This is a genomic window from Candidatus Brevundimonas phytovorans (genome assembly GCA_029203145.1).
GTDB classification, from domain to species: domain Bacteria; phylum Pseudomonadota; class Alphaproteobacteria; order Caulobacterales; family Caulobacteraceae; genus Brevundimonas; species Brevundimonas phytovorans.
This window is the reverse complement of record CP119309.1, coordinates 2,818,391-2,840,441: the sequence shown is the minus strand read 5'-3', so window position 1 is coordinate 2,840,441 and position 22,051 is coordinate 2,818,391. Positions and strand designations below refer to the sequence as shown.

Here is a 22,051-nt window from a genome sequence, read left to right as displayed (position 1 = left end):
AACCCTCGTTTCCGCAAAGCTTCCTTAATGCGGCGTAAGCCATATTGTCGGCATGAGCGACGCTGCCGATCCTGTCCGCAAGAAACCGACCCAGGCCGAGGTCGACCTGATCTGCGCCAAACATGACCGCTTGTGGCAGGCGCGGCCCGGCGGGGCGCGCGCCGTCTTCGCCTGGATGGACCTGTCGGGGCTGACGCTGCGGGGGCGCAACCTGGCCGACGCCGATTTCGCCGCAGCCCGCCTGCACAACTGCGACCTGTCCGGGGCCAAGCTGGACAACGCCAACTTCTTTGGCGCGGACATGCAGGACATCAACCTGACTGAGGCCAGCCTGCGTCGGGCCGATCTGCGCGGCGCCTGCCTGCGCGGGGCCGACCTGTCGGGCGCCGACCTGTTCGAGGCCGACCTGCGCGAGGGCACGATCGCGGCGGCGGACGGCAAGCTGGGCTTCCGTGTCATCGAGGCCCAGAAGCGCGGCGACACCCAGGCCCAGGGCGCCAGCCTGGTCGGGGCCAACCTGCAACGCTCGCGCATGACCGGCATGGTGGCCATCGCCGCCGACTTCACCGACGCCATCATGAAGGACTGCAAGCTGGTCCGGGCCAATCTGAAGCAGGCCAACTTCACCGGCGCCGATCTGGCGGGCGCGGACCTTTCGGGGGCTGATCTGTCGGGCGCGGACCTGACCGACGCCATTCTGGTGGGGGTCAAGGCCACCATGTGGCGCACCGACGGGGCCAATATGGAGGGGACCCTGACCGACAATCGGTCGGCGGGCGAATCCGTCAGCCGCATGCCCGCCGCCGAGATGCTGCGCGACCACGCCCAGTGGTGCGAGACGGGGGGAGCCGAAGGCCAGCCCTCGGTGTTCGACGGGGTCGACCTGCGTCCGCTGGAGTCCATTCGCGGGCTGAACCTGACGGCCCTGTCGGCCAAGGGGGCGGTCTTCTACGGCCTCGACATGGAGGGCGTGCAGCTTCAGGGGGCGCAGCTGGAAGGCGCGGATCTGCGCTCGGCCAACCTGCGCCGTGCCGATCTGCGCGGGGCGCGGCTGGGGCGGGCCAAGCTGAATGGGTCGGACCTGCGCGAGGCCCAGCTAGGGCCGCTAATGTTGGGAGCGGACAGGCTGCTGCCGGCGGACCTGTCGGGGGCTGTGCTGCGCGGCGCGGACCTGTCGGGCGCCGATCTGCGCCGGGCGGTGCTGAAGGGCGCGGACCTCAGCCGAGCGGTCATGCACGGGGCCCAGGTCAAGCAGGCCGACTTCACCGGCGCCCAGACCGGCGGCGCGCGCGGGCTGGACCCGGCGGATCTGAAAGCGGCCTAGAGCGCGCACGAAAAAGGGGCGACGCGAACGCCGCCCCTTATCGGTCAGTGAGGCGTCAGCTGCGCTTAGGCGGCCTTATCCGCCTTGTCGCTCTTGTCCTCGATCATCTTGCCGGTCGCGATCTCGATGCGGCGCGGCTTGAGGGCCTCGGGCAGTTCGCGTTGCAGGTCGATGGTCAGCAGACCATTGGACAGGTCGGCGCCCTTGACCACCACATAGTCGGCCAGCTGGAAACGGCGCTCGAAGTCGCGCTCGGCCAGGCCACGGTGGAGATAGGTCTTCTGGACCGCGGCGTCGTCGTTGGCGGCCTTCTTGCCGGTGACGGTCAGCAGGTTTTCCTTGGCCTCGATGTTCAGCTCGTCGGGCGAGAAGCCGGCGACGGCGATTTCGATGCGATAGGCGTTCTCGCCAGTCGTCTCGATATTATAGGGGGGCCAGCCGTTTTCCTGGCTGGAGCGCGCGGCGCTTTCCAGTTGACGGGCCAGACGGTCGAAGCCGACGGCGGAACGATAGAGCGGCGAAAAATCATAGGTACGCATGGGTCATCCTTCTGAGGTTCAGCAAGGTTGAACCGCCCGGCGATTTGGCCCCGGACGGCGGAGGGATTCAGTCCGGGCGGTCCGAGATCGGCCCCGTCAGGTCTGGAGAGCCCGGAAGCGGCGCTCTCGGAGAAAGAGGTAGGCGCGCATTTCCATGGCGCAAGGGGCGCCCTCAGCCGACGATGAAGCGCGCGAAATCGTCGCTTGGGCCAATCCGCGCCTTGCCGAGGCCGCGAAGCGCCGTAAGGGTTACGGATTGTTTCTTTCAGGACCGACCGGAGCCCCCATGCGACCTCTCGTCCTCGCCGCCCTGCTGGCGTCCGCCCTCGCCGCCCCCGTCATGGCCCAGACCGCGCCGCCCGAAACGGCGTCCCTGCAGCACCGTCAGGGCCTGTCGATGGAGATGCCGACCATGGCCGAGGACGTCGCCCTTCAGGCTGCTATCGCCTCCGCCACCCGGCCGGAAGCCGACCGCGCCCGCGACAGCCAGCGCCATCCCTTCGAGACCCTGACCTTCTGGGGTCTGCAACCGGGGCTGACGGTGGTGGAGATCGAGCCCGGCCGCGCCGGCTGGTGGCGTCACATCCTTGAGCCCTACGCGGCGGCGACCGGCGGGCGCTATGTCCCCGTCAGCAAGCCGACCGAGAGCATGGGCGTCGCCGACGGAACCGCCGACATGGTGGTGGTGGCCAGGGCCTTCCACAACTGGTCCAGCGACGGCCGCACCGACCCCTATCTGACGGCCTTCTTCAAGGCGCTGAAGCCCGGCGGCGTCCTGGCGGTCGAACAGCACCGCAGCGTCGAGGGCCTGAACGTCGCCGACGTCGCCTCGACCGGCTATGTGCCTGAAAGTTATGTGATTCATGCCGCCCGCCGCGCTGGCTTCGAGCTGGAGGCGCGCAGCGAACTGAACGCCAATCCCAAGGACGACCGCGACCATCCGTTCGGCGTCTGGACTCTGCCGCCGGTCCGCACGTCGGAACAAGGGGGCCGCACCCTGACCGCCGAGGAACGCGCCGCCTTCGACGCTATCGGCGAGAGCGACCGCATGACCCTGCGCTTCCGCAAGCCCGAGACTGCGAACTGATGCGGTTTGCGGTTTTGACGCTGGTGGAGAACCGCCTTAAGCCCCAAGGCATGATGATCCTGACCCAGGGAGGCGCGCATGGCTGAGCGGTCGACGCGACGCGCAGTTCTGGCGGGGGCCTGCATGGCCGCCTTCGCCGGCCTGGCCGCCTGCGGCAAGAAGGAAGAAAAGGCTGCGGCTCCGGTCCCCGCCGCGCCTTCGGGCCCGCCGGAAGGGTCGCTGGAATGGGCGGTCGCCGGTTCCTGGCGCTCGCCGGCGGACAAGGCGCGCGACGCCTGGCGCCACCCGCTGGAAACCCTGAGGTTCTTTGGTCTGCAGCCGAAGATGACGGTCGTCGACTTCTGGCCCGGCAGCGGCTGGTATATCGACATTCTGGCCCCCTATCTGAACAAGGGCGGCGGCACGCTCTATCTGGCCGGCTTCGCTGAAGGCCCTGCCGCTGATCCCGCGCAGATCGCCATCAACAAGGCTCTCAAGGCCAGGCTTGAGGCCGACAAGAAGCTGTACGGCACAGTCCCGTTCAGCGCCTTCGGCGCGGGCACGGGGCCGGTGGCGCCCGCCGGGACGGCCGATCTGGTGCTCTTCTTCCGCTATATCCACGCCTGGATGGCGGCGGGCCTGGCCGAGAAGGCCTTCGCCGACGCCTACGCCGCCCTGCGTCCCGGCGGGGTTCTGGGTGTCGAACAGCACCGTCTGCAGCCCGACGAGGATCAGGACCCGGCGGCCGCCAACGGCTATGTGCAGGAATCCTTCGTCAAGCAGTTGGCCGCCGAGGCCGGCTTCGTCTTCGTCGAAGCCTCGGAGATCAACGCCAACCCGGCCGACACCAAGGACCATCCCTTCGGGGCCGACACCCTGGCGCCGACCCGCCTGACGGCGCCCATGGGCCAGCCGGCCAATCCCGAGTTCGACCGCACCAAATACGACGCGATCGGCGAGAGCGATCGCATGACCTTGAAGTTCAGGAAGCCCGAGTGAACCGCGCCACCGCCTTCGCCGCCCATGCGCCCCTGATGGGGGTTCCCGGCGCCGCCTCGCCTCCTGGCGGAGAAGGCGACTGGTTCCGCGGCGCGGGCGGGCTTCGCCTGCGCGCCGCCCTGTGGACGCCGTCGGCCATGGTGGCCAGGACGCCGCGCGGCACCGTGGTGCTCAGCCCCGGCCGCACCGAGCCGATCGAGAAGTATTTCGAGGTCATCGGCAACTTCCTGGCGCGCGGCTTCTGCGTCCTGGCCCACGACTGGCGCGGTCAGGGCCTGTCGGCGCGGCTGCTGCCCGACCGGCTGCGGGGCCATGCGCGCGCGGTCGAGGAGTTTCTGGACGACTACGCCCGTCTGCTGGACGCCTATGAGACCAAGGCGCCCAAGCCCTGGATCATGGTCGGCCACTCGATGGGCGGGGCGCTGAACCTGCTGTCGCTGGAGGCGGGCGAGGATCGGTTCGCCGCCGCCCTGCTGTCCAGTCCCATGCTGCGCATCAAGACCGGCAAGCGGTCGATGTGGTCGGTCAAGCTGGCGGTGCGCTGGAACCTGCGTCACGGCAAGGCGGGCGACTATGTGCTGGATAATCCCGACGATCCCTTCGACCACACCTTCGAGAATGACGCCCTGACCTCGGATCAGCATCGTTATGATCTGTGGCGTCAGCAGCTCTACGCCTGCCCGCACCTGGCCATCGGCGGCCCGACCTGGGGCTGGCTGGCCTTTGCCCTGGACGCCGGCGAGCGGGCGCTGAAGCCGCGGGCGCTGAAGTCGGTCAAGATCCCGGTCTGCGTGGTTCAGGCTTCGGACGACGACAAGGTGTGGAAGCAGACCAACCGCTGGGCGGCGCGTCGCCTGGGTCGGGGCCGCTATGTCGAGGTGCCGGGCGCCCTGCATGAGGTGATCATGGAAGCCGACCCCCTGCGCGGCGTCTTCCTCGACGAGTTCGACGCCCTGGCCGGCTATGTCGCCCCGGCGGAGGGCCAGACGGCGACGGCTGCGCCGGCCAAGGGCGCGGCCTGAAGCCTGATCGATTGCACTGCGCGACGAAAAAAAATCGTGCAATTGGTGCAATGGAAGCGGGGCGGGGCCGGGTTCGTGTTTTGTCGAACGACCCGCCCTCCTCAGCGAAAACTCCAGACTGTGTCAAAGACCAGGGCGCATCATAGGGGCGTGCTGGACCTCGGCGTGTTCAGCCACGTTTTTGCGGCGCAAAGCCCCGTCACGACAGCCTTCTGAGCGTCGGCGAAAAGAAGATGGCGCGCATCCGGGGCGGCGTGGCGTAGGGGGCGCGGCCTCCCGTAGCCGCTTGAAGCTCGACCCGCGAGCGGTCCCTATGGGGCTGCGTTCAGCACCGCCAGGGCCTGGTCGGTCAGGGCGGCGTCGCCCACGGCCAGGATGCGGCCGTCGCCGTCGGGCGTCTGGCCCGACCAATCGGTGACGCGTCCGCCCGCCGCCTCGATCACGGGTTTGAGCGCCGACCAGTCCCAGACCTTCAGTTCTGTTTCGGCCACCAGGTCGATGCGGCCCGCCGCCACCATGGCGTAGGCGTAGGCGTCGCAGCCCAGGCGGGCCAGACGGGCCGAGGCGCGCAGGCGCGTCCAGGCCTCGCGGTCGGCGCCGACGAAGATGTCCGGGTCGGTGGTGGCGATCAGGGCGTCGCCCAGGGCGGGACAGGCGCGGGTCCTGAGCGGGGTCTCGGTCCCGTCGCGCAGAAGGCGACCGCCGGAGGGGCCGCCGAGGAAGACCTCGCCCAGATAGGGTTGGCCGATGGCGCCGATCACGGGCGCGCCTTCACGGCGCAGGGCGACCAGCGTGGTCCACAAAGGCAGGCCGGCGATGAAGGCGCGGGTGCCGTCGATGGGGTCCAGAACCCAGACATGCTCGGCGTCCGGGCGGTCCTCGCCGTATTCCTCGCCGATCACGCCGTGATGCGGATAGCGGGCGGCGATCAGGCGGCGGATGGCGGCCTCCGACGCACGGTCCGCTTCGGTAACGGGGTCGAAGGCGCCGGGCCCGGCCTTGTTCTCTTCGGCGTTGTCGCCGCGGAAATAGGGCAGGGCTGTGCGCGCGGCCGCGTGCGACAGTTCGACGGCGAAGGCTTCCAGTTCGGTCATGCCGAGCAGATACACCGCCCGCCGTTCGGGAGCGAGAGCGCGAACGGCCGAGATCGGACGAAGACCTAGGCCGCCTTGCTGGGGGTGTCGTCGCGGTGGAAGGGTTCGACGGCGGTCGGCGCCGGCCGTTCGACGCTGTCGCCGAGGCCGTCGTAGAAGTAGCTGATCGGCGTCGCCAGGGCCTCGGCCAGTTCCCACAGGCGGGCGGCCGAGATGCGGTTGGCCCCGCACTCGTACTTCTGGACCTGCTGGAAGCGCACCCCGACCTGAACGGCCAGCTGCTGCTGGGTCAGGCCCAGCAGGCGGCGACGGCGACGCAGACGGCGGCCCAGATGAAGATCGATTTCGGCGGCCATGACGGCCCCTCCCTCTGACGGTCTGTGCTGTGCCGGATCGGCACGGCTCAGGCCTCACGCCGCAAGGCTCGTGCCGATTTCGCGTGAAACGCGAACAGCGACGCTTCGAAGCGTCCAAGGCAACCCGCCAGCGCTCAGCGCATTACGGTCGAGGCATCAAGCCTGACTTCAAGGGAGGGTCGTCATGAGTGGATTTGGATTCATCGCCTGGATCATCATCGGCATTATCGCCGGATGGCTGGCGGAAAAGATCATGAAGCGCAGTCACGGTCTGCTGACCAATCTGATCGTCGGCGTGATCGGCGCCCTGATCGGCGGTTTCCTGGCCAACAACCTGTTGGGGGTCGACGCCTCGGGCAACTGGATCGTCGGCATCATTGTCGCCACCGTCGGCGCCGTGGTCCTGCTGTTCCTGCTGGGTCTGGTGAAAAAGCGGGCCTGACGCGCCTTCGGGTTCGAAAGGCAAAAAGGGGCGGTCCGCTGGACCGCCCCTTTCGTCATGCCGATCTGAAGGATCAGGTGTTCGGTTCGTCGGCCGGCGCTTCGGTCGGTTCAGCCGCGTCGGCGGGCGGGGTCGCCTCAGCCGGGGCCTCGCTGACGATCGCGGCGGCGGCCTGGAAGTCGGACAGGCTGGCGTTGACGATGATGGCGTCGCCTTCCTGACGGATGCCGGCCACCGCCACCGGACGGACCGAACCGTCGGCGCCGCGCACGGTCAGCTCCTGACCCGACGCGCCGTTCTGGGCGCCGACCAGCTTGCCGAGCTCGGACCCGTCGGCGCTCTTGACCGTGGCGCCGGGCGTCAGGGTCAGGCTTTGGGGTTGTGCCGCAGGCGCCTCAGCGGTAGCCGGTTCGGGCGTCTGCGCTGTCGTGGCGTCCTGGGCGAACACAGGGGCGGCGATGAGGAAGGCGCCGGCGATGCCGGTCAGCAGGGCGGTCTTGCGGATCATGAGGTCACTCCAATTTCGGCGAGTCTGGCGCTCGCGAAAAGGTGAACCCGCAGCATTTCAGATTGTTTCACTCGCCCAGAAATGACCTTTTCAGCGCCGCAAACGGCCGATTCCTGCTTTATGAGGGGCTAAACCCCGCGAGCACGCCCAAGAGGACTGATGACGACGACGAAACGGCAGGGTGGAGCCAGGCGGCTGGCGCAACGTCTCGGCGGGCTGGTCTATGAGCTGACGCCTCAGATCTTCGCCGTGGCCTCCTTCGTCCTGGGGGCCGTCATGCTGCTGTCGGCGGTGACGCCGGCCTTCAGCGGGCGGCTGCAGGCTTTGGACCGCATCTCGGCGCCCCTGCTGATCGACCTGTCCCATTTCGCGGCCAGCGTGACCGGTTTCCTGCTCCTGCTGGTGTCGGCGGGTCTGTGGCGGCGTCGGCGGGGGGCCTATTACGCCGCCCTGTTCGGCCTGATGCTGGGTGCGGTCTTCTCCCTGATGAAGGGGCTGGACTGGGAGGAGGCGGCGGAGCTGACCCTGGCCGCGGCCCTGCTGCTGCCGTGCCGGGCGGCCTTCAACCGGCGCTCGCGGCTGGGCGAGCCGTTGCGGCCGGGCTGGCTGCTGATGCTGGCCGCCGCCGTCGCGGCCATGCTGTGGCTGGGCTTCTTCGCCTATCGCGACACGACCTACACCGATGAGCTGTGGTGGACCTTCCTGACCGACAAGCAGGCCTCGGGCTTCCTCCGCGCGGGGGCGGTCCTGGCCATCCTGACGCTCGCGGTGGCGGTGCGCTCCCTGCTGACGGCCCCCGGCGCCCGCAGTCACGGCCCGGCGGGCCCCGCCGAGGTGGCGCGCGCCCGCGCCGCCCTGGCGGAAGCCGATACCGCCACGCCGGAGGCCAATCTGGCCCTGCTGGGGGACAAGGCCCTGCTGTTCAGCCCCACGGGCCGCAGCTTCATCGCCTATCGGGTGCGGGGACGACGCTGGATCGCCATGGGCGAGGCGGCGGGCCTGAAGGCGGAGCGGCTGGAGCTGCTCTGGGCCTTCGCCGAGATGGCCGACAGCTATGGCGGGACGCCGGTCTTCTATTCCGTGGGCGAGGGCATGCTGGCCGATCTGGCGACCCTGGGCCTGGCGGTGCGAAAGGTGGGCGAGGCGGCGGTGATCGACGCCGAGCATTTCTCGACCGAGGGCAAGGGCAAGCAGAACCTGCGCACCGCCGTGAATCGCGCCGAACGCGAGGGCACGACCTTCGAGGTTCTGGCGCCCGGCGCCGCCCGGTCGCTGGAGGCCGAGCTGCGCGCCGTGTCGGACGCCTGGCTGGACCACCACAACGGCTCCGAGAAGGCGTTTTCTCTGGGGCGGTTCGACATCGCCTATCTGGACCTTTCGCCCCTCGCCGTGGCGCGTCACGACGGCCGCATCGTCGCCTTCGCCAATCTTCTGGTCGGCGCGCGCGACGAGGAGGTGATGATCGACCTGATGCGCCATGATCCGGACGGACCGCATGGGGTGATGGACTATCTGTTCACCTGCACGGCCCAGTGGGCGCGGGCCGAGGGCTTCCGGCGCTTCGACCTGGGCATGGCGCCTCTGTCGGGGCTGGAGGACCGGCGCATGGCCCCTGTCTTCGCCCGCGTCGGCGCCCTGGTGTTCGAAGAGGGCGGCGCGGTCTACGGCTTCCAGGGCCTGCGCGCCTACAAGTCCAAGTTCGGGCCCGGCTGGCGGCCCAAGTTCATCGCCGCCTCGACCTCCACGCCTCTGGCTTTGGCCCTGCTCGACGTGGCCCTGCTGACCAGCGGCGGCTGGCTGGGGCTGCTGGGGCTGAAGAAGTAGGGCGCTCGATCTCGTCCTCCCGGACGACGTGAAACCGGCCTCAAGCAGCCCGAAGGGCGATAGGCCCAAAAAGAAAGGCGGCCCTTGCGGACCGCCTTCTTCGTTTCGGGAGGCCTCAGCCCTATTCCGGCTTGGAGCGCTTCTTGCGGAACGAGGGGTTCAGGATGGCCTTGCGCAGGCGGATCGACTTGGGCGTGACCTCGACCAGCTCGTCTTCCTCGATGTAGGCGATGGCCTGTTCCAGCGACATCTGACGCGGCGGAGTCAGGCGAACCGACTCGTCCTTGCCCGAGGCGCGGACGTTGGTCAGTTGCTTGCCCTTGATCGGGTTGACGTCCAGGTCGTCCCAACGGCTGTTCTCGCCGATGATCATGCCCTGGTAGGTCTTCTCGCCGGCGCCGACGAACATGATGCCGCGGTCTTCCAGGTTCCACAGGGCGAAGGCGGCGGTTTCACCGTCCGAGTTCGAGATCAGCACGCCCTTCAGACGGCCCTCGATGGCGCCCTTGTGCGGCTCGTAGTGGCTGAAGACGCGGTTCAGCACGCCCGAACCGCGCGTGTCGGTCAGGAACTCGCCCTGATAGCCGATCAGCGAACGCGACGGGCATTTCAGCTGGATGCGGGTCTTGCCGGCGCCCGAGGGGCCCATGTCGGTCATTTCGGCCTTACGCGCCGACAGCTTCTCGATGACGATGCCCGAGAACTCGTCGTCGACGTCGATCATGACATCTTCGATCGGCTCCAGCTTCTCGCCGTTCTCGCCGGTCTTGAACACCACGCGCGGACGCGAGATCGAGACTTCGAAGCCTTCGCGACGCATGTTCTCGATCAGGACGCCCAGCTGCAGTTCGCCGCGACCGGCCACTTCATAGGCGTCGCCGCCTTCGGTCGTGGTGACGCGGATGGCGACGTTGGCTTCGGCTTCCTTCAGCAGGCGGTCGCGGATGACGCGCGACTGGACCTTGTCGCCTTCGCGACCGGCCAGCGGGCTGTCGTTGACCGAGACGGTCATCGAGATGGTCGGCGGGTCGATCGGCTGGGCCGGCAGGGCGTCGACGACTTCCATGGCGCACAGGGTGTCGGCCACGGTGGCCTTGGACATGCCGGCGATGGCGACGATGTCGCCCGCTTCCGAACCCTCGTCCAGGGCCTGACGCTTCAGACCGCGGAAGGCCAGAACCTTGGTGATGCGGCCGCGCTCGATTTCCTTGCCGTCACGATCCAGGGCGTGGATGGCCATGCCGGGCACAGCCTTGCCGCTCTGGATGCGGCCGGTCAGCAGGCGACCCAGGAAGGGGTCGCTTTCGATCAGGACGTTCAGCATCTGGAACGGCTTGTCGCGGTTCTCTTGAACCTTGGGCGCCGGGACGTGGTCGACGATCAGGTCGAACAGGGGGTGCAGGTTGTCGTTGGGAACGTTCAGGTCCAGCGTCGCCCAGCCCGAACGGCCCGAGGCGTAGATGTGCGGGAAGTCCAGTTGTTCGTCCGTCGCGCCGATGGCGGCGAACAGGTCGAAGGTCTCGTTGTGGACGCGGTCGGGATCGGCGTGGGCGCGGTCGACCTTGTTGATGCAGAGGATGGGACGCAGGCCCATCTTCAGGGCCTTGGTCAGCACGAACTTGGTCTGGGGCATGACGCCCTCTTCGGCGTCCACCAGGATGACGCAGCCGTCCACCATGCCCAGGATGCGCTCGACTTCACCGCCGAAGTCGGCGTGGCCGGGGGTGTCGATGATGTTGATGCGGGTTTCGCCGGCCTTGCCGTTCCAGAGCACCGAGGTGCACTTGGCCAGGATGGTGATGCCGCGTTCTTTTTCCTGGTCGCCCGAGTCCATGGCGCGCTCGGTGGTCGCCTCATTGGCTCGGAAGACGCCGGACTGAGCCAGCAGCTGGTCAACCATGGTGGTCTTGCCGTGGTCAACGTGGGCGATGATAGCGACGTTACGAAGGTTCATTTCGGGCTCGGGCGGACTGTGTTCGGCCACGGAAGTCCGGGCCGCTGCAAGATGCGGAAAGCAGGAAGGAAGCGGCGCCTCTTACAGCCCTATCGCCGGAAAGGCCAGCGCGGCGGTTCGATTGTGCCTCAGGCGGGTAAAATGAGCACGATCGTCGCCAGCGCCAGCCCGCCGATCAGCAGGGCCGAAAGGGCGGCGACGGCGGCGACGCGCGGACCGGCCCGGACCACGGCGCGCGGGTCGACCATCAGGCCCAGCCCGGCCATGGCGATCAGGGTCATGGCGGTGACGCCGGCCTGCAGCGGGGGCAGGACCACCTCGGGGATCAGGTTGGCCGAGCGCAGACCCATCAGGATCAGGAAGACGACGATGAACCAGGGGGCCATGTGGTGCAGCTTGGGACCCTTGGCGCCCCCAGCCTGGCCGTCAGCCTTGCCGGAACGCAGCAGGCCCAGGACCAGGCAGATGGGGCCCAGCATCAGGACGCGCACCAGCTTGACCACGGCGCCGGTCTGGACGGCCAGCAGCCCGGCGGGGGCGGCGGCGGCCAGAACCTGGGGCACGGCATAGACGGTCAGACCGGCCAGAACGCCGACCTTGATCGCGTCAAAGCCCATCAGCGCGCCGACGATGGGGACCAGCAGGACCACCAGGATGCCCAGGACGGCGGTGAAGCCGATGGCGGCGGCCACGTCCTGCCCTTCCGCCTCGATCACCGGGGCGACGGCGGCGATGGCCGAGTTGCCGCAGATGGCGTTGCCGCAGGCGACCAGGAGCGCCATGGCGGGCGGCAGGCCGAAGGCGCGGCCGAGCGCATAGCCGCCGAGGATGGCCAGAACGACCACGCCGACGATGGCCAGCAGCAGGACGGGGCCGAGCGCCATGACGGCGGCGCCCGAGACGGTGGCGCCCAGCAGGGCGACGGCGACCTCCAGCAGGGTCTTGGCGCTGAAGGCGATCCCCGGCGCCCAGACGTTCGACGGGGTCCAGAACAGGCGCAGGCCCGCGCCCATCAGGATGGCGATGACCAGACCCTCAATCCAGGGGTGGCCGAACACGGCGGACTCGAGGATCTGTAGAGCGAAGGCGACCGCGCCGACGCTTGCGCTCAGCAGCACGCCGGGCAGCAGGCGGGCCAGACCGTGAAACAGGTCGGCCGGATCGTGCCGGGCGTGAACAGACGGGAGGACAGTCGTCATGACGCCGTATCCTCTGCTCCGATGTCTGATCGATCCAACGGATAGTTCTGGATTTAACGATCGACAAAAGCGATTGATTGGTCATGACGCTGGAACAGCTCCGTATCTTTGTCGCCGTGGCCGAGCGTCTGCACATGACGCGGGCGGCCGAGGCGCTGAACCTGACCCAGTCGGCGGTCAGCGCGGCGGTGGCGGCGCTGGAGGCGCGGCACGGGACCCAGTTGTTCGACCGGGTGGGCCGGGGACTGGCCCTGAACGCCGCAGGGGCGGCCTTTCTGCCCGAGGCGCGGGCGGTGCTGGCCCAGGCCGAGGCGGCGGAGCGGGTGCTGGACGATCTGGCCGGGCTGAAGCGCGGGACGGTGCGGCTGTTCGCCAGCCAGACCATCGCCGCCTACTGGCTGCCGCCGCGCATGGCGGCCTTTGCGCGGCGGCATCCGACGATCGACCTGCATCTGGACATCGGCAACACCCACCGGGTGGTCGAGGCGGTGCTGGCGGGCGAGGCGGAGCTGGGGCTGATCGAGGGGGCGTTCGAGGCGGCGCGGGTCGAGAAGGTGCGGATGGACGCGGACCGGCTGGTGGTCGTCGCGGCGCCGGGGCATCCGCTGGCGGGGCGGGCTGAGGCTCTGTCGGCGGCGGCGCTGAAGGGGCTGGACTGGGCCTTGCGCGAAGAGGGCTCGGGGACGCGCAGCGAGTTCGAGGCGGCCCTGCCGCGCGGCGTCGCGGGGAGCCTTCGGGCGGTTCTGACCCTGCCGTCCAACGAGGCCATTCTGTCGGCGGTGGCGGCGGAGGGCTTGGTCACGGCGATCTCGGAACTGGCCGCCCAGCCCCTGATCGAGGCGGGGCGGCTGGTTCGTCTGCCGCTCGATCTGCCCGAGCGGCCATTTCATCTGCTGCGCCACCGCGAGCGGCGGCCCAGCCGGGCGGCGGAGGCTTTCGCCTCCGCGCTTTAGAAGTCCTAGACCTTGGCCGAGCGGCTGCGGATCCAGGAATAGAGGGCGAAGGTCAGGACGGCGAAGGCGACCAGGCCGGCCCCCATGGCCGGCCACAGCGTGTCCTTGGGCAGGAGGGCGAAGGGGGCTTCGTTCTTCGTGCTGACGATGACGGCGGCGGTGAAGACGCCGAACAGGCTCTCGCCCACGATCAGACCCGAGGCCAGAAGCACGCCCATGCGGCGGCCCACGTCGGCGAAGCGGGTCGTGGCGATCCAACGCTCATAGGCCCAGCCGCAGACGGCGCCGACGACCAGCATGGTGGTGACGGCGGCCGGCAGATAGACGCCGATGCCGGCGGCCAGAGGCGGCAGCTTGACCTTGTCCTTGGTCGCGCCGCGCAGGACGACGTCGAGGATGATGACGCCGACGCCGACCAGGGCGCCGATGCCGATCAGGTCCCAGCGCAGCTCGCCGCTGATGACGCCCTTGGCCAGGGCCGAGATCAGGGTGGCCTGCGGCGCGGCCAGGGTCTGGGCGCCCTGAACGATGGCGGGCGGGCCGCCTTCGAAGCCGAAGGCCTGGTTCATCATGTCGAGGACGAAGGGAATGACCAGGGCGCCGGCGACGACCCCGACCAGCAGGGCCGTCTGCTGGCGCCAGGGCGTGGCCTCGACCAGCTGGCCGGTCTTGAGGTCCTGCAGGTTGTCGTTGGAGATGACGGCCACGGCGAAGACCACGGCGGTGACGATCAGGGCGAAGGCGATGATCGACGGATCGGCGGGCACGCCGGCGATGGCCATGACGCCCAGCATCAGCAGGGAGGCGACGATGATGGCCAGGATGCCGACGCCGGAGACGGGGCTGTTCGACGAGCCGATCAGGCCGGCCATGTAGCCGCAGATGGCGGCCACGGCGAAGCCGATGACCACGACATAGATCAGGCCGCCGACGACCAGAAGCGGGGTCGAGCTGGCGAGCGCCGTGCCCTGGGCGAAGAGGGCCAGCAGGACGGCGATGCCGACCAGGGCGCCCAGGGACAGAAGGCCGACCAGCTTGATCGGAATGTCCTGCTCGGTGCGCTCCAGCACCTCGCCGTGGGCGCGTTTCGACTGGGCGGCGAGGGCCGAGGCCAGACCGGCGACCAGGGGCTTGGCCAGCTTGAACAGGGTCCACAGGGCGGCGACGCCGATGACGCCGGCGCCGATGAAGCGGACCTCCTTGGCCCAGACCGTCATGGCCAGTTCCTCGGCCGGGGCGCCGGCGGGCAGGCTGGCGGCGATCGAGGGGACGCCGTGAGCGGCGGCCCAGGCGACGAACTCGGGCGAGGTCAGGATGGGGACGAAGATCAGCCAGGCCAGGACCAGGCCGAACAGCTGGGTCAGGCCGACGGCGAGACCGATCAGGTGGCCGGCGCCCAGAAGGGCGAACTGCATGGAGAAGCCGACGCCGGTGGCGCCGCCGCCCAGAGCCGCAGGCAGGCGCAGGAAGGCCGTGGTCTCGGCGGCGAAGACGCGGGCCGCGGCGAGGAAGGCGAAGAAGGCCGAGGCGATGGCGCTGCCGATGACCACGAACAGGCCCGAACGGTTTTCGCGCACGGCGCTTTCGGATTCATCCGCGCCCGGCGAGCCGACCTTGAGCACCTCGGCGGCGGCGACGCCCTCGGGGTAGGGCAGGCCGCCCTGGACCACGAGCGTCCGGCGCAGCGGAATGGAGAAGGTCACGCCCAGCACGCCGCCAAGCACGCAGATGGCCACCGACTCCCAGAAGGGGAAGTTCATCCACCAGCCGATCATGACCAGGCCGGGCAGGACGAAGATGATCGAGCTCATGGCGCCGCCGACCGAGGCGACGGTCTGCACCGTCATATTCTCCCAGATGGTCGAGCCCTTGAAGGCGCGCAGCAGGGCCATCGAAATGACCGCCGCCGGAATGGCCGAGGCGAAGGTCAGGCCGACCTTCAGCCCCAGATAGGTGTTGGCCGCCGTGAAGACCGCCGCCAGCAAGCAGCCCAGGATCAGGGCGCGGATGGTCAGTTCGATACGTTTGACGGTGCTGGGAGGGCTGTCTGTCATGCGGGGCTCTTTCCGTTGTCGCGCCGGAGGTAATCCCGAAAGCGGCGCCGTGACAACGGGTCGCGGAGAGCTTCCTTCTCCCCTTGGGGGAGAAGGTGGCGACCGAAGGTCGACGGATGAGGGGTTTTGCAGCCGGTTGAGAGACCCCTCATCCGACCTCGCTCCGCTCGGCCACCTTCTCCCGCAAGGGGAGAAGGATTAGATGTGCGCCATGCCTGAATTGCCTGAAGTCGAAACCGTGCGTCGCGGCCTGGAGCCGGTGCTGGAGGGCGCGCGGCTGACGGCGGCGCGTCAGAACCGGCCGGACCTGCGCTTTCCCTTTCCCGAGCGGTTCGTCGAGCGGTTGGACGGGGCGACGGTGCTGCGGCTGGATCGGCGGGCCAAGTATCTGTTGTTTCCGCTGTCGACCGGGGAGACCTGGGTGACGCATCTGGGCATGACCGGGCGCTTCACCCTGGAGGGCGCGGCGCCGGGCGTGTTCGAAACGGACGCGCCGATCGCGGGCAAGCACGAGCATATGAGTTTGACGGCGGAGCGGGCCGGGGTGCTGACCCGTCTGGGCTATGCCGATGCGCGGCGGTTCGGCTTCATGGGACTGATCCCGACCGAGGCGGTCGAGGGCCATGCCTGGTTTTCGGGTCTGGGGCCGGAGCCTCTGGGCAACGGCTTTTCCGCCGCCCATCTGGCCGAAGCCTTTGCGGGCAAGGCGCAGAACATCAAGGTCTCGCTGCTGGACCAGAGGAATGTGGCGGGGCTGGGCAATATCTATGTGTGCGAGGCGCTGTATCGCGCCCGCCTCTCGCCCCTGACCCCGGCGGGCAAGGTCAGCCGGCCCCGGCTGGAGCGGCTGGCGACCGAGGTGCGTCAGGTCCTGGCCGACGCCATCACGGCGGGCGGCTCGACGCTGAAGGACTTCGCCAATGTCGAGGGCGGGCAGGGCTATTTCCAGCATCGCTTCGACGTCTATGGCCGCGAGGGCGAGCCGTGCCGGACGGAGGGCTGCGGCGGCGTGGTGGCGCGCGTGGTCCAGGGCGGGCGCTCGACCTTCTTCTGTCCGGTCTGCCAGAAGGGTTAGGGCGCGGGTGTTCCAGTGGGCGGGCTGAGGCGCTAGACCTGCCTTGAACGATATAGAGGAGCGCCCAGATGGCCGACGCCTATTCCACCCTGCTGATCGAACGCCATGCTGACGGCTATGCGGTCGTCACCCTGAACCGGCCCGAGGCGCTGAATGCGCTGAACACCACCCTGACCGGCGAGCTGGGCGACTTCCTCGAGAGCGTGGCCGACGACGACAGCGTGCGTTGCGTGGTCCTGACCGGCTCGGTCAAGGCTTTCGCCGCCGGCGCCGACATCAAGGAGATGGCGGATCAGGCCTATGCCGACATGTATCGCGGCAACTTCTTCGCCCGCGCCCATGACCGGGTGGCGAACTTCCGCAAGCCGATCATCGCGGCGGTGTCGGGCTATGCCCTGGGCGGCGGCTGCGAACTGGCCATGCTGTGCGACTTCATCATCGCCTCGGAGACGGCGAAGTTCGGCCAGCCCGAGATCAACTTGGGCGTGGCGCCCGGCATCGGCGGCTCGCAGCGCCTGACCCGCGCCGTGGGCAAGGCCAAGGCGATGGATATGTGCCTGACGGGGCGGATGATGGATGCGGCCGAGGCCGAGCGTTCGGGTCTGGTTTCGCGGGTGGTGGCGGCCGACGCCCTGCTGGACGAGGCGCGGGCGACGGCGGCCAAGATCGCCGGCCAGTCGATCCTGGCGGTCATGGCCAACAAGGAGCTGGTCAACGCCGCCTTCGAGACGACCCTGACGCAAGGGGTGGTGTTCGAGCGCCGCCTGTTCCACTCCCTGTTCGCCTTCGAGGATCAGAAGGAGGGGATGGCGGCCTTCGTCGAGAAGCGCAAACCCGCCTTCACGGGGCGCTGAAACCGGGGCTCAAACCTAGGCCCTGATTCAATTCCGGCCGCGTCGCGTTGACCGGCCGGAGCCTTTCCGCTATAGCCGCCCGCTCTTGAGATTTCCTCGCCGTGGACGTGGGTTCGCGGCGTTTTCGTTCGAAGGTTTTACCCGATGGCCAACAATGCAGGCGCCCGCAAGGCGATCCGCAAGATCGAAGCGCGGACCGAAGTAAACAAGGCCCGCCGTACCCGCGTCCGTACTTACCTGCGTAAGTTCCAGGAAGCCCTGACGGGCGGCGACGCCGCCGCCGCCAAGGCCGCCTTCATCACGGCGCAGTCGGAACTGATGCGCGCCGTGTCCAAGGGCGTGGTTCACAAGAACACCGGCTCGCGCAAGGTTTCGCGCCTGGCCGCCCAGCTGAAGAAGCTGTCGGCCGCCTGATCTAGACGGCGTCGCGGACGGGCTTTCACAGCCTTGTCAAACGACGTCATCTGAGGCGTTCGGACGACCCGTAACAGGGTTGTCGCAAGAAAATCTAGCGATTTCAACGGCGAGGAAGCGCAAGCTCCCTCGCCGTCTTGCTGTCTGGCGCTAAGTCTCCGAGAGAATCCAGCGTTCGAAATTGCGGCGAAATAGCCATTTTCCCAAGCGCTGCCGAGGTTTGCCGGAGTCAAACAATTTAAGTGCGAATCTCGACTCGAATCAGCGTTGATCTCCGGCGTACGGCGGGTAAGTTTTGGCCTGTAACGCACTTCCATCCCAATCCGGATGAAGACGGGGGAAATCAATGGTTTCCGCCGGCGGGAGACGTCTGTCCGTGAGTATGACCCCACCTGCGAAGCCTTCGGCTTTTCGGGACAGGAGAAGTCGTCCCGGCAGTCGCCTTCGTTGTGTGTTCGTTCGGTGGTTCTAACTCTTGGCGGGTGTGTTTTGACGAATTTGGGGGGCGCGATGACGGGCATGACGGATCCGGACCGTATCTGGACTGAGGCGGCGGGCCGCCTGAAGACCGAGATCGGCGACGGTCCGTTCAGCAGCTACATCGCGCCGTCGGCCGTCCGGCTGGACGCCTCGGGCAATCTGATCCTGGTGACGCCGACCGCCTATGCGCGGGACTGGGTGCGCAAGAACGCCCTGCGTCGGATGAACGAGCTGTGGCTGGGCCTGGACGGCCTGTCGCGCCGTCTGGACGTCCGTTGCCGCGCCGAGGTGGGTTCGCCCGCCCCGGCCACCGCCTTCCCCGCTGGCGAGGCCCCGCGCCTGGCCTCGGTGGGCGGCGTGATCGCCCCCAGCCTCGCCGCCTCGGCCATGGCCGCCTCCTCGTTCGCTCCCTCGACCGACGGCGCTCGCGCCGTCCGCGCCGCCGGCCTGCAAGAGCGCCTGAACTTCGACAGCTTCGTCGAGGGACAGGGCAACGCCTTTGCGCTGGCTATCGCCAAGCAGGTCGCCAGCTGGGCCGACGGCCATTTCAACCCGGTCTTCTTCTGCGGCCCCTACGGCTACGGCAAGACCCACCTGCTGAACGCCATCGCCTGGGAGGCGCAGCGCCTGCGTCCCGACGCCAAGGTGGTCTATCTGACCGCCGAGCGTTTCCTCTCGACCTTCGTGCGCGCCATGCAGGACCGCTCGACCGCGGCCTTCAAGGAAAGCCTGCGCTCGGCCGACATGCTGCTGCTGGACGACGTCCAGTTCGTCGGCGGCAAGACCTCGACCCAGGAAGAACTGCTCAGCACCCTGACCTCGCTGATCGAGGACGGTAAACGCATCGTCCTGTCGGCCGACCGCGCCCCGACCGCCCTGACCGACGTGGAGCCGCGTCTGCGCAGCCATCTGTCCGCCGGCCTGACCTGCCCGGTCGAAGCCGCCGACCGCACGCTGAAGATCGCCGTGGCCCAGTCGCGTCTGAACGCCCTGGCCAAGCTGGGCGTCGTCTCGGGCGAGGCCCGCACCGACGTGCTGGAACATCTGGTGGACCGCACCCCCGGCTCGATGCGGGAGCTGGAAGGCGCCGTGAACACCCTGGCCGCCGTCGCCGGCGCCCGTCTGGCCTCGCTGGGCGTGGACGAGGCGCAGAGCCTGCTGGGCGTCGCCCTGCGCGGCGGGCCCGAGCGCCGCATCACGGTCGATGAAATCCAGAAGACGGTCGCCGACCACTTCAACCTGAAGCAGGCCGATCTGCTGAGCGAGCGCCGCACCCGCGCCATCGCCCGCCCGCGTCAGATCGCCATGTACCTGTGCAAGCAGCACACGACCCGCTCCTATCCCGACATCGGCCGTCGCTTCGGCGGACGCGATCACACGACCGTCCTGCACGGCGTGCGCAAGATCGAGGAGCTGATGCCGAAGGAAGAGCAGATCGCCCGCGACGTCGAGGCCCTGACGCGCAAGCTGCGCGGCTAAAAGGGAAGCCGCGCGCAAGCGGCGCGGCTGAGGTTCATCCACGGGCAGCCTGTGGATAGCGGGGGCAGACGTCGTCGGATGTCGGCCCCCCGTTGCCCCCGCCGCTCAATGCGCTAGTGTTCCCGCCCATCCTTACGGCGACGCTGCAAAGGCGTCGCGGCCCGGGCGAGACCACATGCAGCTGACCATCGAACGTTCCGCGCTCCTGAAAGCCCTCGGGCACGTTCAGAGCGTGGTCGAGCGCCGCAACACCATTCCGATCCTGTCGAACGTGCTGTTGAGCGCCGGGCGCGACCGCCTGTCCTTCGCCGCCACCGATCTTGACATGGAGATGGTGGACGAGGCCGAGGCCCAGGTGAACGTCGAGGGCCAGATCACGGCCTCGGCCCACACCCTCTATGAAATCGTCAAGAAGCTGCCGGACGGCGCCGAGGTCTCGCTGACCTATTCGGGCGACGATCCGCGTCTGGTCATCTCGGCGGGCCGCTCCAAGTTCAACCTGCCGGTCCTGCCGGCGGGCGACTTCCCCATCATGTCGACGGAATCCTCGGGCGCGCGCTACACCCTGCCCAAGGAAGATCTGGCGCGCCTGATCGACAAGACCCGTTTCGCCGTCTCGACCGAAGAGACGCGCTATTATCTGAACGGCCTCTATCTGCACACGGTCGCCGACGGCGGCGTGCCGCTGCTGCGCGCCGTGGCCACCGACGGACACCGTCTGGCCCTGGCCGAGACCCCGGCGCCCGAAGGGGCGGCGGGCGGTCCCGGCGTGATCGTGCCGCGCAAGACCGTCGATCAGGTCCGCCGCCTGCTGGACGACGGCAATGGTCCGGTCGAGGTCCAGGTCTCGGCCCAGAAGATCCGCTTCGAGTTCGGCCACGCCAGCCTGACCTCCAAGGTCATCGACGGCGCCTTCCCCGACTATCTGCGCGTCATTCCCAAGGGCAATGACAAGCAGGCCGACATCGACAACACCCTGTTTTCCAAGGCGGTCGACCGCGTGGCCACCATCTCTGCGGAAAAGAGCCGCTCGGTGAAGCTGGCCTTCGACAACGACCGGGTGAAGCTGACCGTCCGCAACATGGAAGCCGGGCAGGCCGAGGAAGAGGTCGAGATCGGCTACTCCGAAGAGCCCTTCGAAATCGGCTTCAACGCCCGCTACCTGCTGGACGTCGCCGGCCAGATCACCGGCGAAACCGCCCACTTCAAATTCGCCGACCCGGCCAGCCCGACCCTGGTGCTCGATCCGGCCGATCCGGGCGTGCAGTATGTGCTGATGCCGCTGCGTGTCTGACGACGGCGGTTCAGAGACTATCACTATCAAAACTGCCCGGTGGCGCCGTCTTAGTGTTCTGATCGGCAGCGCTGTCTGGTTGTTGATCGCGGTCTGCCTGTGCGGTGTGAGCCTGTATCTGAGTGGCGATGCCTCTGAGCGTGTTACGGTGAGATCCGTGATGGGCAGTATTGAGTTGCTGGTCTTTGTCGCCTTGGCCCTGGGCGGGTTCGTCTATGGTCTGCGCAACATGTGGCGCGGTGATTACATCCGGCTGGAGCCAGAGGGCTTCTATTACAAGGTTCACGACCAGAAGGGCCATGTCCCCTGGCAGGGGCTTAAAGGCTTCCGCACTGAAGCCCCCATGCCTGGGATGGTTGAGGTCGTCGGCTGGGATTATCACGAGGGCGAAGGCGCTGATCCCATGACGTGGAAGCGTCTGCGGACGACGGGGCGCTACCCGACGTCGCTTCATGGCGACCTGGGGCATCGTTGGCAGGGCGGTTCCAGAGTGGTTTGCGAGGCTCTGGAAAGCTGGCGGGCGCGTTACGCGGTCGCGGCGCCGCGCAATCCTGTTGTCCGTCAACCGGCCTTGGCGGACGGCGATGCCGTTTTGATCGTTCACGCGGCGGTGTGGAAGATCCTGTTGTCCTTGATCGTGCTGGGGGCCGGGATTGTGTTTGCACTCAGTTTATCGGTCTGGGTGGCGGCCATCAGCCGTCCGGTGCATCTGTCTGATTGGCTGATCGTCCTTGTGCCCTGTCTGGGGCTGGTGATCGTGGGCCCCCTCTTCTGGGTTTGTCTGCGGCGACTGATTGCGCGGCCACGCATCACTCTGACGTCAGCTGGTTTTGAGGTCGCCGATGAGAGCGGCCGCCTGTTCACTGCATGGCATGAGGTCGCGGTGTTCGGCCTGGTCCATGACGCCCAGTCACATGGGACGACTGTAGGGTGGCGGTTCAAGAATAAGCCTGACGCCGACCCCTATTCTGCCGAAATGCATCAGGCGGTGGGAGGGGGATTCCAGGGCTCTCCGGACGCCTTGCGGGATACGCTGGATGATTGGCGTATTCGTTACAGTCAGGGCTTTGATCCCGATCGGTCGTGACTTGGCCCTCTTGGCGGTTTCGCCTATCTGCAAC

Annotated in this window: 19 protein-coding genes and 1 pseudogene; 13 read left to right on the top strand and 7 right to left on the bottom strand. The window is 68.1% G+C overall.

Going from position 1 to position 22,051, the window contains the following annotated elements:
• Nucleotides 1-52: 52 nt before the first annotated feature.
• Nucleotides 53-1,324: a pentapeptide repeat-containing protein gene (locus P0Y52_13935; protein WEK57623.1), complete on the top strand. Its 1,272-nt coding sequence runs from the start codon at nt 53-55 to the stop codon at nt 1,322-1,324.
• Between the two features lie 65 nt (nt 1,325-1,389).
• Here the strand turns inward: P0Y52_13935 and P0Y52_13930 are convergent, their stop codons facing one another.
• Nucleotides 1,390-1,863, bottom strand: coding sequence for an Hsp20 family protein (locus tag P0Y52_13930; GenBank protein ID WEK57622.1), 474 nt, complete (start codon nt 1,861-1,863; stop codon nt 1,390-1,392).
• A gap of 286 nt (nt 1,864-2,149) precedes the next feature.
• Between P0Y52_13930 and P0Y52_13925 the strand changes: the two genes are divergently transcribed.
• The 3 genes from P0Y52_13925 to P0Y52_13915 all read left to right on the top strand — a co-directional run bounded on the left by P0Y52_13925 (nt 2,150) and on the right by P0Y52_13915 (nt 4,950).
• Nucleotides 2,150-2,950, top strand: coding sequence for a methyltransferase (locus P0Y52_13925; protein ID WEK57621.1), 801 nt, complete (start codon nt 2,150-2,152; stop codon nt 2,948-2,950).
• Nucleotides 2,951-3,028: 78 nt separating this feature from the next.
• Nucleotides 3,029-3,928, top strand: coding sequence for a methyltransferase (locus P0Y52_13920; protein WEK57620.1), 900 nt, complete (start codon nt 3,029-3,031; stop codon nt 3,926-3,928).
• A complete protein-coding gene (locus tag P0Y52_13915) occupies nt 3,925-4,950 on the top strand; it encodes an alpha/beta hydrolase (protein WEK57619.1) in 1,026 nt (341 codons plus the stop codon). Before P0Y52_13920 ends, P0Y52_13915 begins: the two co-directional genes overlap by 4 nt.
• Before the next feature lie 311 nt (nt 4,951-5,261).
• Here P0Y52_13915 and hisN read toward each other — a convergent pair whose 3' ends face one another.
• Together hisN and P0Y52_13905 are read right to left on the bottom strand one after the other, a co-directional pair.
• A complete protein-coding gene (hisN, locus tag P0Y52_13910) occupies nt 5,262-6,044 on the bottom strand; it encodes a histidinol-phosphatase (protein ID WEK57618.1) in 783 nt (260 codons plus the stop codon).
• Between the two features lie 134 nt (nt 6,045-6,178).
• Nucleotides 6,179-6,400: pseudogene (locus P0Y52_13905) on the bottom strand (helix-turn-helix transcriptional regulator).
• 184 nt (nt 6,401-6,584) lie between these two features.
• Here P0Y52_13905 and P0Y52_13900 point away from each other — a divergent pair.
• On the top strand, nt 6,585-6,842 hold the full coding sequence (locus P0Y52_13900; GenBank protein WEK57617.1) for a GlsB/YeaQ/YmgE family stress response membrane protein: 258 nt from the start codon (nt 6,585-6,587) through the stop codon (nt 6,840-6,842).
• 73 nt (nt 6,843-6,915) lie between these two features.
• Here P0Y52_13900 and P0Y52_13895 read toward each other — a convergent pair whose 3' ends face one another.
• Complete coding sequence (locus P0Y52_13895; protein WEK57616.1) at nt 6,916-7,350, bottom strand: superoxide dismutase; 435 nt, start codon at nt 7,348-7,350, stop codon at nt 6,916-6,918.
• A 159-nt stretch (nt 7,351-7,509) separates the two neighbouring features.
• Between P0Y52_13895 and P0Y52_13890 the strand changes: the two genes are divergently transcribed.
• The gene (locus P0Y52_13890; GenBank protein ID WEK57615.1) at nt 7,510-9,174 is read left to right on the top strand and encodes a GNAT family N-acetyltransferase; all 1,665 of its coding nucleotides are present in this window, start codon (nt 7,510-7,512) and stop codon (nt 9,172-9,174) included.
• 121 nt (nt 9,175-9,295) lie between these two features.
• Here P0Y52_13890 and typA read toward each other — a convergent pair whose 3' ends face one another.
• Nucleotides 9,296-11,128, bottom strand: a complete 1,833-nt coding sequence (gene typA, locus P0Y52_13885; protein WEK57614.1) for a translational GTPase TypA — start codon at nt 11,126-11,128, stop codon at nt 9,296-9,298.
• Nucleotides 11,129-11,256: 128 nt separating this feature from the next.
• Nucleotides 11,257-12,327, bottom strand: a complete 1,071-nt coding sequence (locus P0Y52_13880; protein WEK57613.1) for a putative sulfate exporter family transporter — start codon at nt 12,325-12,327, stop codon at nt 11,257-11,259.
• Nucleotides 12,328-12,410: 83 nt separating this feature from the next.
• Between P0Y52_13880 and P0Y52_13875 the strand changes: the two genes are divergently transcribed.
• Nucleotides 12,411-13,280 carry a LysR substrate-binding domain-containing protein gene (locus tag P0Y52_13875; protein WEK57612.1) on the top strand — a complete coding sequence of 290 codons (870 nt, stop codon included), beginning with the start codon at nt 12,411-12,413 and terminating at the stop codon, nt 13,278-13,280.
• Nucleotides 13,281-13,285: 5 nt separating this feature from the next.
• Here P0Y52_13875 and P0Y52_13870 read toward each other — a convergent pair whose 3' ends face one another.
• Nucleotides 13,286-15,334: an oligopeptide transporter, OPT family gene (locus P0Y52_13870; GenBank protein WEK57611.1), complete on the bottom strand. Its 2,049-nt coding sequence runs from the start codon at nt 15,332-15,334 to the stop codon at nt 13,286-13,288.
• Between the two features lie 211 nt (nt 15,335-15,545).
• Here P0Y52_13870 and mutM point away from each other — a divergent pair, with 211 nt between their 5' ends.
• The 6 genes from mutM to P0Y52_13840 all read left to right on the top strand — a co-directional run bounded on the left by mutM (nt 15,546) and on the right by P0Y52_13840 (nt 22,017).
• Entirely contained in the window at nt 15,546-16,409 is an 864-nt protein-coding gene (gene mutM, locus P0Y52_13865; protein ID WEK57610.1) for a bifunctional DNA-formamidopyrimidine glycosylase/DNA-(apurinic or apyrimidinic site) lyase, read from the top strand.
• Nucleotides 16,410-16,477: 68 nt separating this feature from the next.
• On the top strand, nt 16,478-17,263 hold the full coding sequence (locus P0Y52_13860; GenBank protein WEK57609.1) for an enoyl-CoA hydratase: 786 nt from the start codon (nt 16,478-16,480) through the stop codon (nt 17,261-17,263).
• Nucleotides 17,264-17,407: 144 nt separating this feature from the next.
• The gene (gene rpsT / locus P0Y52_13855) at nt 17,408-17,677 is read left to right on the top strand and encodes a 30S ribosomal protein S20 (protein ID WEK57608.1); all 270 of its coding nucleotides are present in this window, start codon (nt 17,408-17,410) and stop codon (nt 17,675-17,677) included.
• 510 nt (nt 17,678-18,187) lie between these two features.
• Entirely contained in the window at nt 18,188-19,636 is a 1,449-nt protein-coding gene (gene dnaA, locus P0Y52_13850) for a chromosomal replication initiator protein DnaA (protein ID WEK57607.1), read from the top strand.
• Nucleotides 19,637-19,811: 175 nt separating this feature from the next.
• Nucleotides 19,812-20,930 (top strand): DNA polymerase III subunit beta, encoded by a 1,119-nt coding sequence (gene dnaN, locus P0Y52_13845; protein WEK57606.1) that lies wholly within the window; start codon nt 19,812-19,814, stop codon nt 20,928-20,930.
• Nucleotides 20,923-22,017: a hypothetical protein gene (locus P0Y52_13840; protein ID WEK57605.1), complete on the top strand. Its 1,095-nt coding sequence runs from the start codon at nt 20,923-20,925 to the stop codon at nt 22,015-22,017. The genes dnaN and P0Y52_13840 overlap by 8 nt, the downstream gene beginning before the upstream one ends.
• The last annotated feature ends 34 nt before the right edge of the window (nt 22,018-22,051 follow it).

Coding starts and splice junctions, on each gene's coding strand:
- mutM (WEK57610.1), top strand. CDS start 15,546: ATGCCTGAATTGCCTGAAGTCGAAACCGTGCGTCGCGGCCTGGAGCCG.
- dnaA (WEK57607.1), top strand. CDS start 18,188: ATGACGGGCATGACGGATCCGGACCGTATCTGGACTGAGGCGGCGGGC.
- P0Y52_13900 (WEK57617.1), top strand. CDS start 6,585: ATGAGTGGATTTGGATTCATCGCCTGGATCATCATCGGCATTATCGCC.
- P0Y52_13895 (WEK57616.1), bottom strand. CDS start 7,350: ATGATCCGCAAGACCGCCCTGCTGACCGGCATCGCCGGCGCCTTCCTC.
- P0Y52_13860 (WEK57609.1), top strand. CDS start 16,478: ATGGCCGACGCCTATTCCACCCTGCTGATCGAACGCCATGCTGACGGC.
- dnaN (WEK57606.1), top strand. CDS start 19,812: ATGCAGCTGACCATCGAACGTTCCGCGCTCCTGAAAGCCCTCGGGCAC.
- P0Y52_13920 (WEK57620.1), top strand. CDS start 3,029: ATGGCTGAGCGGTCGACGCGACGCGCAGTTCTGGCGGGGGCCTGCATG.
- P0Y52_13930 (WEK57622.1), bottom strand. CDS start 1,863: ATGCGTACCTATGATTTTTCGCCGCTCTATCGTTCCGCCGTCGGCTTC.
- typA (WEK57614.1), bottom strand. CDS start 11,128: ATGAACCTTCGTAACGTCGCTATCATCGCCCACGTTGACCACGGCAAG.
- hisN (WEK57618.1), bottom strand. CDS start 6,044: ATGACCGAACTGGAAGCCTTCGCCGTCGAACTGTCGCACGCGGCCGCG.
- P0Y52_13875 (WEK57612.1), top strand. CDS start 12,411: ATGACGCTGGAACAGCTCCGTATCTTTGTCGCCGTGGCCGAGCGTCTG.
- P0Y52_13880 (WEK57613.1), bottom strand. CDS start 12,327: ATGACGACTGTCCTCCCGTCTGTTCACGCCCGGCACGATCCGGCCGAC.
- P0Y52_13925 (WEK57621.1), top strand. CDS start 2,150: ATGCGACCTCTCGTCCTCGCCGCCCTGCTGGCGTCCGCCCTCGCCGCC.
- P0Y52_13935 (WEK57623.1), top strand. CDS start 53: ATGAGCGACGCTGCCGATCCTGTCCGCAAGAAACCGACCCAGGCCGAG.
- P0Y52_13890 (WEK57615.1), top strand. CDS start 7,510: ATGACGACGACGAAACGGCAGGGTGGAGCCAGGCGGCTGGCGCAACGT.
- P0Y52_13870 (WEK57611.1), bottom strand. CDS start 15,334: ATGACAGACAGCCCTCCCAGCACCGTCAAACGTATCGAACTGACCATC.
- rpsT (WEK57608.1), top strand. CDS start 17,408: ATGGCCAACAATGCAGGCGCCCGCAAGGCGATCCGCAAGATCGAAGCG.